Raw genomic sequence first — 14,108 nt, 5'->3', positions numbered from 1 at the left:
ACCAACAGGAGGAACCATGGGTCTGCTGAGTTTCATCAAGGAAGCCGGTGAGAAGCTGTTCGGCATCGGCAGCGCCAAGGCCGCCGAGCCGCCGAAGCCCGAGGTCGCGGCAAAGTCCATCGTCGACTACATCCAGCAGCAGGGCATCGCCACCGACGGCTTGAACGTGGCCTTCGATCCCGCCACGGAGACGGTGACCGTCGACGGCCAGGTGGCCGACCAGGCCACGAAGGAGAAGATCCTCCTGTGCTGCGGCAACGTGGCCGGCGTGGCCAAGGTCAACGATCTGATCGTTGTCGTCACGCCGGCGCCCGAGGCGCAGTACCACACCGTGGTCAGCGGCGACAACCTGTCGAAGATCGCCAAGAAGTTCTACGGCGACGCCAACAAGTACCCGGTGATCTTCGAGGCCAACAAGCCCATGCTCAAGCACCCGGACAAGATCTACCCGGGCCAGATGCTGCGCATCCCGCCGCTGTGATCCATCGACCATGACCGCCGCCGACTTCTCCACCTGCGACCTCTGCGATCCGCGCAAGGGCGACACGGACGGTGCATTCCGTGTGCTGCCGCCGGTGTTTGCCAGCTACGGTGGGCGGGCGAAGTTCTGCGGCCCCGTGCGCACCGTGCGCTGCTTCGAGGACAACACTTCCGTGAAGGCGCTGCTGGAGTCACCTGGCGCGGGTGCGGTGCTGGTGGTCGACGGCGGTGGCTCGGTGCGGCGCGCCCTGGTGGGCGGCAACATCGCCGCCGCCGCTGCCGCCAATGGCTGGGCCGGCGTGGTGGTGAATGCCGCCGTGCGCGACAAGGCCGAACTGGCCGCGGCCGACGTGGGCCTGTTTGCCCGCGCTCTGATCCCCATGCCCAGCGACCGCAAGGCGCCGGGTCAGGTGGACGTGGCCTTGCAGATCGAGGGCGTGTGGGTGCGCCCGGGAGACTGGCTGTATGCCGACGAAGACGGTGTCGTCGTCACCCCCGCTCCCGCCTGAGGTCGAGGCCATCGTGCGCCGTTGCCGGCGCATGGTGTCGCAGCGTGCGCTGCTGGCTGCCGGCGTGGCCACGGTGCCGGTGCCGGGGCTGGACTGGGTGACCGACGTCGGCATCCTGATCAAGCTGCTGCCGAAGATCAACGAGGCCTTTGGCCTGTCGCCTGACCAGGTGGAGCGCCTCTCGCCGGAACGCCGCATGGTGGTCTACAAGGCCATCAGCACCGGCGGTGCGATGGTGATCGGCAAGGTGATCACGCGCGACGTGGTGCTCAAGCTGCTGAAGATCGTCGGCGTGCGGCTGACCACGCAGCAGGCCGCCAAGTACGTGCCGCTGGCAGGCCAGGCCGTGTCTGCGGCGCTCACCTACACGGCGCTGCGTTACGTGTGCGAGCAGCACATCCAGCAGTGTGCTGCCGTGGCGCGGCAGCTGGCGCTGCCGGCACCGGTAGAATGAATCGTCTCGGGGTGTAGCGCAGCCTGGTAGCGCATCTGGTTTGGGACCAGAGGGTCGCACGTTCGAATCGTGTCACCCCGACCATATTTCACGCGGCGTCCAGCGGTAGTGCCTGCTAACAGCAGGGCGCCATATCGGCTTTGGGGGCTCCTCGGTGCCTATCCGGTGCCTCAAAGCGCCGCACTTGGGGCTCGTACTCTGGCGCGTTAGTCAGTCCGTTCGAGCCGGCACGCCCATGTGTTGCCTAAGCGCTTCGAACACTTCGGGCAGTGGACGGCACTCAGCAGGGCAAGCTCGTCGCAGTTCGGGCACCGGCCAAGCGGGTGGCCTGTCTGGCCAGCCTGCGACAGTTGGTAGCTGCGCAAGAGGCTAATCATCGGAATGTCGCGGCGGGCTTCAGCGATCTGTACGAGGCTGCGTCCCGCGCTGTCCTGACCCTCAGGGCGCCTGCCCAGGTCTAACAGGACCTTGACGCGCGCGAAGTTGCCCGCCTCGACCTCCCGAAGAAGGACTGGATCGACGTCTACAGGTCTGTCTTCCTGACGATTCGCATCTCCAGGCAAAGGCGGCCGCGCTACCGTTGCTGATGGTTCTGGCGCTGCATTAGTGTCCGACCCAGACTTGTCGATCGCCCGAGTTAGCGCCCGGAAGCCAAGCACTGCACCGCCGATGCCTGCGACGATCGTCAAGAAATCGCCGGCACCAAGCATGTGCCGAGCGACAAACCCTGCAACCAGCGCACCGCCGACGATGGCAAAGACAACCGCCACCTGCGATGCGAAGAAATGGCCGAGGAGGCGCCACCCGCCCACGAGCAACAATACCGCAGGCAACAGCAGCCATCCGAAGGGAATCCCGAACGGGTTGTAGCTGGCGTCCTCTGCGACTGCCATTCCGACCGGGGCCAGGAACAATACCAAGACCCGCGCACGGAAGCGCGTCATATGTCGGCAGCTCCCTGCCGTTGGATGGGCAGGATCTCGAAGATTGAACGCTCCGAGTCCTCTGCCCGTGGCCGCCTTGCGGGCTCAGTCTCGATAGCGGTCTCACGCAGACCAAGCACTACACCCTCGGATATGCGCCGTTCCAGCCGTCCCTCTGTCCGCGTCTGATATCCCCGGTGCAGGTACTCGACGATCTTGCCGGTCGGAACGGCCAGCGTCCCGCTGACCCAGTCGGCAAACAGCGGCGGGCCGTCTGTCAGCCGGTAGCGCCCAGTTATGCCCGTCAGGTACAGCCGCCCGCCCTCGATGCACCACTCAACGACGTCACCGCGCCAGCATGACGTTGCTGTAGTTCGAGGGTTCGATGCGTCGGCTTCCTCTGGCGTTCGTTCAACGATGCGGAGATGAGCGGCCAGGCCAGGCTCGCAGCCCAGCCGACACGGCTTGCCGTCGATGACGATGCGGTCTCCGAACTGTGCGTCCAAGTTCGGTCGGTCCAGTAAAGATCCGTCACGCACCCGCGAGCATTCGGTGCGCCGGTCCGGTGGCTGGGATGAACTCGTTGAAACCAGCGATCAGGTAAGAGGCAATGCTGCCCACGACCTTCGCATTGACTGCGTTACCCAGCGCAGCAAATGCGCGAGGGCGGCTTTCCGGGAGCGCAAGGTCCTCGAGACTCTGGAGCCTTGCACACTCCCGTGGCGTCATGTAGCGCCTTTCCCAGCCGATGATGGGCACCTGCGTATCTGTCATCGCAATCAGACTAGGCGCAGTCGTCGGCCTCTTCACGCGAACGCCCGATGCCCGAAACTGAATGACATAGCGCCAGATGTCGCGCTCGCCACCTTTGACGTTCCATTCAAATTTCTGCAGGCTGGAAGGAAAGCGCAGTATCTTGGACCGCCACGGATCGATCCATTTGCGGTTCTGCGCGTAGAACTCTCGATTCTGACGAATGAAATCTCGCTTCCACTTTGGAAACTCTAACTGCTCGGTGCGCGCGTGGCTCGGTAGGGCTTCCCATCGGACATCGGGCCTGAGTTGCCGCAGCGAGACTCCGTGCGCCCCCTTGAATTTCGCTAGTCCCCGCGTCCCCTTAGCCGATAGCACTGCAAAGGGCGTCTCGTCGTCGTACGGATAGTCTGCGCCGAACTCCATGGACCACAGCGGATAGGAGGGCAAGTCAACTGAAGGGGGGCTTCGCCTTAGAAAGTCGTCCCACACCTCAAGGCAACTCTCTACTTGCCTCGACAACGGCTTCGCGTCTGAAGGATGATCCTCGAGTACCGAGGTGATGCTAGTGTCTAAGTTCGTGGGCATTGGCCACTTGAAGCCATCGAGGCCAACTAAGGAGCCGACGATGTAGACGCGCTCTCGAATCTGCGGAATGCCAAACTGGTGTGGGGAGAGTCGCTTGGCATCGACCTTGTATTCGAGCTCTTCGAGAACGCCCTTGATGCGCTCAAAGGTTCGACCGCCATCATGCTGGAGCAGGTTCGGGACGTTCTCAAGGATGAAGTAGCGCGGCCGCTTCTCCTCTAGGATGTCGGCCACATTGAAGAACAGGTCGCCCTGCCGCGTGCACTCAAAGCCTCGCTGCTCTCCGGCCTTAGAAAAGGGCTGGCATGGGAAGCCTGCGCACAGCATGTCGTGGTCCGGCACTGCTGCCAGCTTCACTCTGCGAATGTCACCGTGTGGTGCGAGGCCGAAGTTCTGAAGATAAAGATCCTGAAGGTGCGGCTGCCATTCGGCAGCAAATACGCAGGTGCCGCCGAGCCTTTCAAGCGCCACATGGAAGCCTCCCAAACCCGCAAACAGGTCAACAAACTTGAACTTTCTGTGCACGTCATCCCCAATCGCGACCCCGGGGCCGCGAGCAACATCCACGCTAGTGTAAACCCAGGACTGTATGTGCGTACAGCGCAGCCGGCGCGTCTCAGTCACTGCTCATCGCTTGAAGTTCGGACGCCCAATCCTGCGCTGGGTTGAATGCAGAGACCGACTCGGGCACATGCATCGTGAACGCCAAGTCGTGCGGCTGGACGAATGTCTGGGCAAGCATGGCGCGAGTCAGGAGCAGCATCCCCGGGTCATCAAGGCGGTAGAGCCTGGGCACAAAGGTGTGCGCATAGCGCGTCGCGTAGACGCTCCAATCGGCCATGCTGTCATGCAAATATCCGACCCCCGAGCGCTGTCCATAGAGTGCCACCCGCCTGACAAACTCAGTCGCTAGTTCTTCGCTGCCCGTGGCCAATCGCAGGGTCGAGGCAATACTTTCCACCATCGCCGGCAGCGACTCGCCTGCAGAGGTCGAGGGAGCCAGCCCGATGCTAAGTAAGTGCAGTTGCTCCAACTGGCCGGAGGGGAGCACTTGCGGCTCGAGTTGATGCAGGCCGCTGTACTCATGGATGGAGGATTCGGCTTGCGTTGCCTTCACCTCTATCGCGTGAACGCCAATTCGAAAGTCCCGGCCGCCGTCTTGCCAGCCCTGCCAAAACTCAAGGCAGCGCATCAGCGACTCAGGCTGCTGGGCGCGCGGCAGGATCAACTGGCGCAGGACCGTGAGTTCCCCTATGAGACCAATGATCGCGCTGTCGGCCAATGCGCCACGCCGCATGGCCATCTCGATGATCGGCTCGACGTCTGAAAATGCGGCTTGAACGCCGCGAGGCCCTGCGACTCCAGCGCGGATCAACTCAATGGCGATCAGGGCGGCAATCGACGCGAAGTGTGGCGCAGAGGGCAGCGCGACCCGGCTTGCAGAGAATGCCGCGCCGCCCTCCTCAGGGCGCCAGGAACCATGCTGCAGTTGCCGTCGAACGAGCGGCGAAGCCGCCCGCAGTTCCGGCCCGCGGATGAAGACCTCGAAATCACCAGAAGCTGTGCGCGCGACGGCGAGTGGCGCCGCGAGCCATCTGAGGTGCCGCGCCTGCGAGCGAGGAACAGAAAGCGCCTCGAGTTCCGAGCGCAAGGATTCATACTGAATCTCGCTCATGGTCTCAAGGCAGCGATGTGATCCGGTCCGCCATGCGGTATTCCTAGTCCGATCGCTAGTTGATCGATTGGCACATCTGGAATGTTAACGACGTGAAACAAGGCAAGGCCCGGATGGCCTCTCGGACGCCAGGTGGCTCCGCCTTGGATACTTGGAACGGGCCTAGTTTGATGGTGATAGTAGTCGACGAACTCGTCACCGTAGTAGCTCCCCCCGTACCCTCGAGTTCCCCATAGCGTCTGGAGCGAGCGCCCATTCGAATGTGCTTGTCGCGCGACGGCCCGAACGCCTCTAATCGCCAGACGCGGATCACGCGCTCGGTGCTCCCCATACCGAAAGGCGACATAGAACTCCGGCGGGCTCGTGCGAGGGGCTTCCGCGTAGTTCCAAGGGATATCGGGCCAATCTGTCGGATAAAAGCCCGGGGCAGTGCGGTTGTCAGTAAGGCTGGACCAGAGTCTGAAGTAAGCTGCGATCGAGTACGGACACGACTGCGGTTCTATGTCGTAGGTGCCCGGCGTGCGCATCGGCGGCTTAAACAGCGGCTCGCGGATGCTGAGCAACCGCGCATAGTGGATCCAGCGCTGGCTTAGTTCGGCCCTGAGGTCAGGGTCGTGGTGCGAGTAGCGTAGGGACTCCAGAATTTCCGCGAGGCGCACGAGAGTTACCGGTTCGGAACGGATGACACCACGCTCTAGTCCCCGGTCGTCTACAAGAGGTCGCCATTCGCCATCGTCAAGCAAGTCCGCCGCGACGCCCAAGTTGTGGTTGGCCGACTTGTTGTCTGAACTGTTGATTAGCCGAACTGAAGGCCGCGGACCCGGGGACAGCGGGACCTTGCGGGCGTCCACTTTGCTAGTTGCTACAAATGCTGCTCCCTCCAAGACTAGTCCCGAGCGGCTTGGCTGCGACGCGCCGTCCATCGACGCCATCACCTCGGTCTTCAGCGTGTTGTCGTTGACGTGGTAGCGCCTGAACAGGTCCAGTTGGTCCTCGTAGAGAAACACTCGACAAAACGGGAGATGCCCACCGCGATAGCCAAACCATCGCTGCATTTGCATCTGAGTGTCTGCTGCGGGTTCCGTGGCAGCGCGCAGAAAGAGGCTCGTGGCCAATCCCTCGAGGGTTAGACCTCGCGAAAGAACGTTGCCCGCAACGAAGATCGACAAGCAATCTGGCGCTACACGAAAGCCGCTGTCTTCGCCGATCGGCTCAAAGCAGGGGCGGTCATCCGAAGCTGGATCGCTGTTGAGGACGCGCAGCCTCACGTTAGGGAAGACGCGCTCGAGAAGCGCAGCCTTTACCTTTGGCCAATCGGTCGCTGTGATTGGGGTAAAGGGGGCCCGCGGCTGCGTCGACAGCGCTATGCGCGACGCTTCAAACCGCTGCAACCAAACGGACCATGCTGACTCCTCTTTCGCCATTCGCGTCGCAAGAGCTGCAGCGAAGAGACCCGGCGCTTCATCAATCTCGGTACTGACTTCGGTCTCCCCTTCGAGACCTGGCTCCGCATGCGCCCAGCGGATGATGTCGACCGCAGTGGTGAAGTGGTCCTCTTTGCGCGCCGACGGATGAATCAACATCGTGTGCGCAAGGGCCGAAGTGCGCCGCGCCTCTGGCTCCGTGCCAAACAAATGTTGACGATCGAAGGCGTGCTCCCAGCCCGGCGCAAGGCTACGGATCGCAGCCCCGACGAGGAAGCACCGCAGAGCATCGGACAGCATCGCCCAACGCTGGGCTTCCCTTCTAGCCAACAAGTCGGCCTGCGTCTCTACAGGACGTAACTCGGGGAAGGGCACCGAAACGCAAAGCGAGCCATCCCCCGCGTGCCGGAGCCGCTCGTAGAACATCTCTCCCCCGCAGTAGTAGGAGGCTATGCCGGCCGGTTCAGCGTACGTTAGTGATCGAGGGAGCACGTTTCCCGCAACCCCTGGTGTCCGCAAGGCTGCAGCGAAGTCTCTCGGACTGAGAGGATTGTGTGTGGCTTGAAGAATGTTCGCCTGTGGGGTTGCTGTGTACGCCACATACGTCGCATACATCCTTTCATGGCGCGTGGTGGACGCCTCCTGGTCACCGCTCCAAAGCGCTGTGATGAACCGCGGCGTCACCTTTTGGGAGCGCTGGCTGTCGAGGATGCTTGCGTCGTCCGCCTCATCGTCTAGCAACAGAATGGAGTACAGCCTTTCGCGCTTGCCTAGAAATTCACCGGTGACGACATCGGACAGGAATCGGCGCACCATCAAGAGATGGTCGTCCTCCTTGGGCACGACGCAGATGATTGGAATGCCGGACCGCAGCGCCTGACGCGCAAGCGGGCGCTGCAGGTAGCGCGCCGGCTCGGCGCGCTGATCATTCAAGACGTCAGACGGCTGTGGCAGGATGAGACGCGTGTGTCGCCGCCTGTAGGCATTGTCTACGGTGGATCCATCGAGTTGCGCCAGTAGACGCTCATAGGTTTGGAGCCACAAGCCCACCCGCGTGCCTGCAAGGAGGATGAGCAAATCGACCCCCGCGTCTAACGCCATCGCCGCTACTGCCAGCATGCTGGCAGTCTTGCCGGACTGCACAGAGCCGACGACCATGCCGGTACGGACTCTGGATTCGGGCCATGCGCCTACGTCAAGCGCGCTGCCGATTCGAGGAAGTGCCTTGCCAGCGATGTACCGCGCGTCAGCCTCGAGTACCGTCAGTGCCGCTTTCGACAGCCGCCCCGATATTGCATCACGGTAGCGTGTCCACCATACCCCGCCGCCGTCGCCGGGCGCAGTGGTATCACCCGTCGTCGGGGGGTCATCAGCGGGCACAACCGTGGCTGGGCCGAAGCCCGGTTCTACGCCACGCATCAGTTTGTCGAGAGCTTGCGGATGTTGGCCAACGCTTCGATGGCGCTCTCGCCGTACCTCTCGAGTACCGCGGAGTGAGCGTCCTCCAAGCCGATGCCCAACTCCTCAAGTATCCTGGTTGCAGAACTAGCGATGTGTGCCCACTGCGTCTTGTTCTGTGTGCTCTGCGGTCCCAACATCTTGGAGGTTAACTCTCGCACGGCATCAATTCCCTCTTCTAGCCTTTGTTCTTGACCCGTGATCGTCAGCACCAAGCAGGCGATCAAGCTTCCGACGACGGGGAGTTCCTCCCACTTGGAGGCCATTTCGCTCTTGCCCTTACGGCGAAACTTTGGATGCCAGGCGGCCTCGCTGCTTTGGTGGAGCGCGAGCGCGCCGACGAGATCCCGGGCCAGATTCTCAAGGGTTGACCGCGAACGGAACTGACGTAGCGTCCCATCCTCAATGGCGCGCAAAAACTCGTCAATATGGCTGGCAGTTGACGGCGTTCTGTACACGCCGTCCGGCGCCTGGGTTGGTTTGAGGATGAGGGTAGCCACGGTCCACAAGAGGACCTTCGTTCGGCGAAACCGATTGACGCGAAATCCTAGGGCATCAATGATCTCATGCGTTGACGTCGGATCGATTCCGGCGCTCACGAGTTCGGGAGCGATCTCCGGCTCAGGTCTGTCGCCGCTGACGAAGAGCATCATCCTCGAAATCACTAGATGGTTGAAAACTGCATTGCGGATCTCCTCCGCATTCAGCTTTGTGCCCTGTTGGTTGTAGATTCTGAAGACCTTGTGGATATCCCGAACTTGGGTGTCACGATAGATTAACACTGGGATAAAATAATCGCACGTACGCTCGAACAAGTCAGCGACGGTTATGTTTTCGCCCGCAATCCGAACTGACTTGTCCCTGATCTCGCAGTAGTAACGGCCACCAAGAGACGTCAGCGGATCGTTCTCGTCAGCGTATTTCTTGGTCTTAAACGGCAGGTACTTTTCTCTGATGTCTGTTGCCCTAAGGTTGTTGCGCCTCGCGAACTGTGCAAAGTTTGTATCAAATATATTAAAGTCCACCATTGCTTTGGCATTTTGCAACCCTTCCGGGTGCGCACCCATGAAGCGCAATATTGCAGTCAAGCGTTGCTTGCCATCCACAATCTGATATCTTTGATTGCCCGAACCGCGCGCAAGAATAATCGAAGGCAGTGGAATGCCTCGAAGGATCGACTCGATCAGCGTCTGCGAATCCGCGTTTGACCAGACAAAGTCCCGCTGGTAGGTTGGGTTCAGATCAAGTTGCATCGATCTCGCGCGGCCGGCAAAATCTTGAATCCGCCATTTGTCGACCGTTGCGTTGATAGACAGCGGCTCTGTCGCCGGCGCCTCGTTCCACGCTTCGATCCAAGCTTCTGTCGCGGCCGCAATCGACAGTTCGTCCTCAAGCATCTGCAAGAAGACACTGCGGTGGCCAACGGCCCGGCTTAGCCGATCCTCAAGCGTCTGCGCACCCAAGGCCGTAATCACAACATACGTGTCATTGATCTGAAAGCTCGCCTCGGACTTCCCGGGAGATAATTCGTCAAACAGGCGAAACGCCACTGCCTTGGGAAGTTCTTGCGAGTCAAAGCTGGCGTCCAAGTTGAGCCAAGGCATGACGTCCAGAACTCGGTACAGCCAGTTGCTCGTGCAGAAATCGACATCAGCCGCGTCGAACGCCCGCACGTGGTGGCGTCCATCGACCTTTGGCAGCACACTGGGTTGCGATAGTTCCGACAGCAGCGTCGCAATCTGATCCAGATCGAGATCTTCCAAGTGCATTCCCCTTGTCAATAGTTCTGTGTCATGGCAATCCGGTGTGACGCACCTTCTGCAGCAGTTGTCCCACTGCGCGGTCGCGCATGCGTCGCCGGTGCTTCCCCGCGCCTAGCTTGGGCACCAATCTTAAGCCTCGTCGGCGCCGCAATCCTACGCAGACCCGTCGGTGGCCGCTCAGCTTGCGTCGGAGCATGCTGTCTAGGTTGAAAGCCCGGCGGTTTGCTCACGCACCGCGACGGGCCGAAGGTATCGACATCTTGGAGCGTGTCGAATCGCTCACGGTGCTGGTCCGACCCAACCAGCATTGAGGATCGCAGCGAATCCATGGCCGCCTGCCAGACCTTGGTCATGAAGTGACCGACAGAAAGCAAGTATCTGCGCTTTTAAACTACCTGGCTTTTGTCTGAGCAGCCCTACTAGCTGAGCGCCAAAGCCATGCGATTCACGGATGCCAATGTAGGCAAGCCGCTGTTCGCATAGTGAGTGGCAATGCAGCGGCCTGGGAAGTTCCCGAATGGTGCTTCGGGCATTGGGTGATTGTTCAAGGTCTAGATGCGCATGCGTTCCCTCTCGTTAGTGCTAGCCTGTGCCGCAGCTTCGATGTGCTCGGCCAGGTGTGCGACGCTCAGTTTCCATGGCTCCATGGCGACTTCCGGCCGGCGCGCAGCTCGAAGGTCGGCACCGGTAACAAGTGGCGCGCTGCTACCATGCAGGCTTCGCGGTAGGTCATGCCGAAGTGGCTGTCGCACACCTCGGCCAGCGGAGCGGCCAAATGGCTGTGCGTCTGTATCGGCGACTGTTCCAGCGCGGCTAGGCGGGCCTGTGCAGACGCAGGGGCGGGCGCTGCCTTGCGTCTCATTGCGTGGGCCTCGTGGTGTGCGCGGGGATTCACCCGCCCGGCTCTCCGGGCGGGCATGGCGAGTTGGTCAGGGCATCGGGTTGATGCTGGCCCGCTCGTCCGGGCAGGCGACAATGGCGGCAAGGGTGTTGGCTTCCTGCTGCAAGAAGCGTGTCCACGCTTCTAGCTCGGCCATCTGTGCGGCGGTGGCGGCGCCGTCCGCCGCTTTGGTCAGCAGGTCGTCCAGGTCGTCCAGGTCTGACAGGTCGGCGTCGCACGACGCGGCACGCTCCAGGTAGTCGGCCAGGCTGGTGCGGCTAGTCGGGCGGGACGTGGCCGGGGTGCCGAGTGCTGCGTCGAGTTCTTCAGCGGTGATTCGCTGGAATCGGCAGGCGTTCATGAATTGCTCCAGTTAGTTCAATGATTCGTGCATCTCGAATGCGCAACTAAACGATAGCAATTCACACGAAACCGCCGCAAAGCAATCCCGACTAGTCTTTGCGCTAATGCGTTAGAGAGACGCTAGCGGCAACTCAATTGGGTTGCATGCCAATTGAAAACTGCAACCGCCCGCCGTCTCCGGGCACCCCCACCGGAGGGGTGGGGGTGCCATGGGACAACGGGCCTCGATAGCCTGGCCCCCCGCCTGCGCTCCCTCCGTGATGGCGGCCTACCCAGGGGCTTTGGCTACGGATTTGGACGAGGTGCCTTACCAGCGTTTGGGCATGAACCACGACGCGACGCGCATCGGCACTAGCCCGGCCCGCGCAGCCAGGTCGAGCGCATCGCCTCGTGTCCGATAGCGCCCCTCCATGAAGGAAAGCAAGTGCGCACCGCCGCCGCCATTCGCCAGGGCCAACTGCAGACCATTACGCACGGCGCCGTTTGCATGACTCGCTGCCTCCGGGAAGTCAGCGGCCCAGCCCCTGGCGGGAAGACGCAGAATCAGTTCGTCGGCGTTCTCATGGATCAGCAGCGCCAGCAGTTCCACGACAGATGCAACCATGAAGAACGGCGCCCAGAACCTGCCGAACTTTCGCAGTTCCGCCTGCAGCGCTGCGCGATCCATCTGGCGCACTGTGGTGGACGCGCGCACCAGCAGGTCAAGCGTGCTGTTCAGGTGCCGCTGCAAGTGCTCGACGGCGCGGTGCTTGTGCTCGTACCCGGGCACCTCCATGAACGTGAGGGCGTGCCCGACCTGCTGGGCGGCTGGCACGAGCTGCTCGACCATCAGCGCGGCTAGCGTGGCCGGCGCGCTGCGCAGGCTGGCCAATGCCCGAACACGGCGGGCGCGGCTGCCCGTATCGCGGCGGGGGCATTCGAGGTCGTCACGGGCGGTGACTACCGCATGCACAAGCGCAGCGAACGCATCACCAGCATCGGCCAGCAGTTCGCCACGCTGCTCGAAGGCGTCCGCAGGTTGCAGCCGCGCATGGCGCTCGGAGATCCACGCCGCGAGATCTGGGTCGGGCAAGGCATCCCGCAGCGACCGCAAGCCGGCCCAGGCTTCGGATGCCTGATGAATCAGCGTCGCATACGCTGCAACAGTCTCTCGGCGCTCAAAGCGCCGTGGCGATCCGGTCAGAGTCTGGGCAACGCGATACGGATGCCCGCCGTCGGTGTACCTGAGCATCGCGGCAGCGACTGCTGCGAGTTCGGACGCGATGTCGTTGGTGTCTTCCATCTCGTTGGTGTATTGGTGGCTCATGCGTATCTCCCCCTGTCGTCACGTGCAACTTCTGCAGGGCGGCCCCGCTGCAGTTGGATAGGTGGATGGCCGGGCGCGGCCCAGTAGGCGATGCGTTTGCCCTTGAGCGTCACGGCGCCGCGTTGCCAGCCCAGCAATTCCAGGGCGGCAGCCAGGGCGCTGATCGGGGCGCCGACGTGCGCGGCTAGTTCGGCGGGGCTGTAGTAGGCGTGGCGCTCGGCATCGGGCACGGCGTGCCACCATCGCTCGACGAGCCGGGCTAGTTTGGCTAGTCGGCGGCGGGCACGGGCAGTGCCCTTGGCACCAGGCCGAACGTCGTCAGTCGGCGTCCGCATCTAGGCCGCCTGTATACGATGAATACGAACACGCGGAGTTGCGCTACACGCTAAGTCTTTGAATTCATTGAAGAAATACGATGTATACGATGAATGTGCAGTCCAGCAACTTGTTGCCAATGTCAGTGCGTGCTTTTGACTGGCACTGGCTCTGTGTGCTTTCTCTAAACTTTTGAGAAAGATCGTATTCATCGTATTCATCGCTACAAGCCGCATGAATGCTGGCCATCCGTGCACACGCTCCGGGACGGCCCTCGTATTCAGCGTATGCAGCAGGGGCTCCGCCCTGGCCCTGCCGCCAGTGCGTGGGTGGGGACGTGTGCCCGCCGTCACGCTTGCCCCCACGCGTAGTACGTCAGGCCGAACGCCTTGGCGGCCCGCGCCCTGGCCTCCGTCAGACCTGGCAATGACCACGCTCGCCACGTCGGCCGCGGGGTGTCCCGTTCAGCGGGCTGTTGACCTGCCCTGGCGGCGGCGGGGCCGCAGCCGAAGACCTGCTGCAGGCGCTTTCCGATTTCTCTGGCGTCCTTGCCGGCTGCCCGGCTTCTCAGTCGCACCCCGCGCTCCGCGAGGGAGCCGACGGCTTCATCGCAGCGAAGCTCGACTCCGGCTTCGCTCCACTCAGCGGCTGGCAGGTGATAGCGCGGGAGGATGCCGGTGTCCAGCGCTTCGAGCAGCCACCGATCCACCGCCGACATCGCGGCGATCTTCTGGGCGTCCAGTGCCGCAGTGCGGGGCGCGACACGTGGGTTGAACCCTGACAGGTCGCGGTTCAGTAGGTAGTGCAGGAAGATGCGCGCACCGTCGGCGTCAAGCCAGGCGTTCAGCTTGCCGAAGTAGCCTTGGTCCTGTGCACGGTCGCCGGGCACGTCGATGACGCAGTAGCGGCGCTCGTCCGCGCCGGCTGGCACCACCCAGTCGTAGTTCGACAAGACCATGAGCTTGAGCCGGTTCGGTACACCGCCCCGAGCGTCCTTGTGCTTGCCTTCGATGACCAGCGTCGGCTCCGTGATGAGGCCCTTCATCACGCCCTCGGCTTCCTTCGATCCTGCGTGCCAGCCTTCGTCGGATGCGCATTTCAGCGATCGCGGACACCCGTTTCACGCTGATCGCGGACACCGTTTCACGCCGATGGCGGACAGCGCACAGGGCATGCGGGTGACTGGGTTCATCGTATCTCAGGTGTCCGCGATGGCC

At 62.2% G+C, this 14,108-nt stretch carries 13 protein-coding genes and 1 tRNA gene; 5 read left to right on the top strand and 9 right to left on the bottom strand.

The window, feature by feature from the left end; all coding sequences use genetic code 11:
- Nucleotides 1-16: 16 nt before the first annotated feature.
- The 4 genes from lysM to ENE75_RS15170 all read left to right on the top strand — a co-directional run bounded on the left by lysM (nt 17) and on the right by ENE75_RS15170 (nt 1,527).
- Nucleotides 17-481 carry a peptidoglycan-binding protein LysM gene (gene lysM, locus ENE75_RS15185; RefSeq protein WP_128199187.1) on the top strand — a complete coding sequence of 155 codons (465 nt, stop codon included), beginning with the start codon at nt 17-19 and terminating at the stop codon, nt 479-481.
- Between the two features lie 10 nt (nt 482-491).
- Complete coding sequence (gene rraA / locus ENE75_RS15180; protein ID WP_128199186.1) at nt 492-989, top strand: ribonuclease E activity regulator RraA; 498 nt, start codon at nt 492-494, stop codon at nt 987-989.
- Nucleotides 946-1,443: a hypothetical protein gene (locus ENE75_RS15175; RefSeq protein WP_128199185.1), complete on the top strand. Its 498-nt coding sequence runs from the start codon at nt 946-948 to the stop codon at nt 1,441-1,443. The genes rraA and ENE75_RS15175 overlap by 44 nt, the downstream gene beginning before the upstream one ends.
- A gap of 7 nt (nt 1,444-1,450) precedes the next feature.
- A tRNA-Pro gene (locus tag ENE75_RS15170) sits at nt 1,451-1,527 on the top strand.
- 122 nt (nt 1,528-1,649) lie between these two features.
- Here ENE75_RS15170 and ENE75_RS15165 read toward each other — a convergent pair.
- From ENE75_RS15165 to ENE75_RS15120, 9 genes are all read right to left on the bottom strand, one after another.
- Complete coding sequence (locus ENE75_RS15165; RefSeq protein ID WP_128199184.1) at nt 1,650-2,387, bottom strand: hypothetical protein; 738 nt, start codon at nt 2,385-2,387, stop codon at nt 1,650-1,652.
- Nucleotides 2,384-2,872 (bottom strand): hypothetical protein, encoded by a 489-nt coding sequence (locus tag ENE75_RS15160; protein ID WP_128199183.1) that lies wholly within the window; start codon nt 2,870-2,872, stop codon nt 2,384-2,386. The genes ENE75_RS15165 and ENE75_RS15160 overlap by 4 nt, the downstream gene beginning before the upstream one ends.
- Nucleotides 2,873-2,897: 25 nt before the next feature.
- Nucleotides 2,898-4,232, bottom strand: coding sequence for a DNA cytosine methyltransferase (locus tag ENE75_RS15155; RefSeq protein WP_128199182.1), 1,335 nt, complete (start codon nt 4,230-4,232; stop codon nt 2,898-2,900).
- Between the two features lie 91 nt (nt 4,233-4,323).
- Nucleotides 4,324-5,382 carry a PD-(D/E)XK motif protein gene (locus ENE75_RS15150; protein WP_128199181.1) on the bottom strand — a complete coding sequence of 353 codons (1,059 nt, stop codon included), beginning with the start codon at nt 5,380-5,382 and terminating at the stop codon, nt 4,324-4,326.
- A complete protein-coding gene (locus ENE75_RS15145; RefSeq protein ID WP_128199180.1) occupies nt 5,379-8,225 on the bottom strand; it encodes a Z1 domain-containing protein in 2,847 nt (948 codons plus the stop codon). Before ENE75_RS15145 ends, ENE75_RS15150 begins: the two co-directional genes overlap by 4 nt.
- Nucleotides 8,225-10,027, bottom strand: coding sequence for a DUF262 domain-containing protein (locus ENE75_RS15140; protein ID WP_158288963.1), 1,803 nt, complete (start codon nt 10,025-10,027; stop codon nt 8,225-8,227). The genes ENE75_RS15145 and ENE75_RS15140 overlap by 1 nt, the downstream gene beginning before the upstream one ends.
- 929 nt (nt 10,028-10,956) lie before the next feature.
- Nucleotides 10,957-11,268 carry a hypothetical protein gene (locus tag ENE75_RS15135; protein ID WP_128199178.1) on the bottom strand — a complete coding sequence of 104 codons (312 nt, stop codon included), beginning with the start codon at nt 11,266-11,268 and terminating at the stop codon, nt 10,957-10,959.
- Between the two features lie 309 nt (nt 11,269-11,577).
- On the bottom strand, nt 11,578-12,576 hold the full coding sequence (locus ENE75_RS15130; protein ID WP_128199177.1) for a hypothetical protein: 999 nt from the start codon (nt 12,574-12,576) through the stop codon (nt 11,578-11,580).
- 664 nt (nt 12,577-13,240) lie between these two features.
- Nucleotides 13,241-13,936, bottom strand: coding sequence for a primase-helicase family protein (locus tag ENE75_RS15120; protein WP_128199175.1), 696 nt, complete (start codon nt 13,934-13,936; stop codon nt 13,241-13,243).
- Between ENE75_RS15120 and ENE75_RS25385 the strand changes: the two genes are divergently transcribed.
- Nucleotides 13,923-14,108 (top strand): hypothetical protein (locus tag ENE75_RS25385; RefSeq protein WP_233259103.1); only part of this gene is annotated, 186 nt, incomplete at its 3' end. The two genes, ENE75_RS15120 and ENE75_RS25385, sit on opposite strands and share 14 nt — an antisense overlap.

It is taken from the genome of Rubrivivax albus (genome assembly GCF_004016515.1).
Taxonomy (GTDB): Bacteria; Pseudomonadota; Gammaproteobacteria; order Burkholderiales; family Burkholderiaceae_C; genus Rubrivivax; species Rubrivivax albus.
Note: the sequence above shows the minus strand (reverse complement) of the source record. Positions and strands in the feature narration are given on the sequence as shown.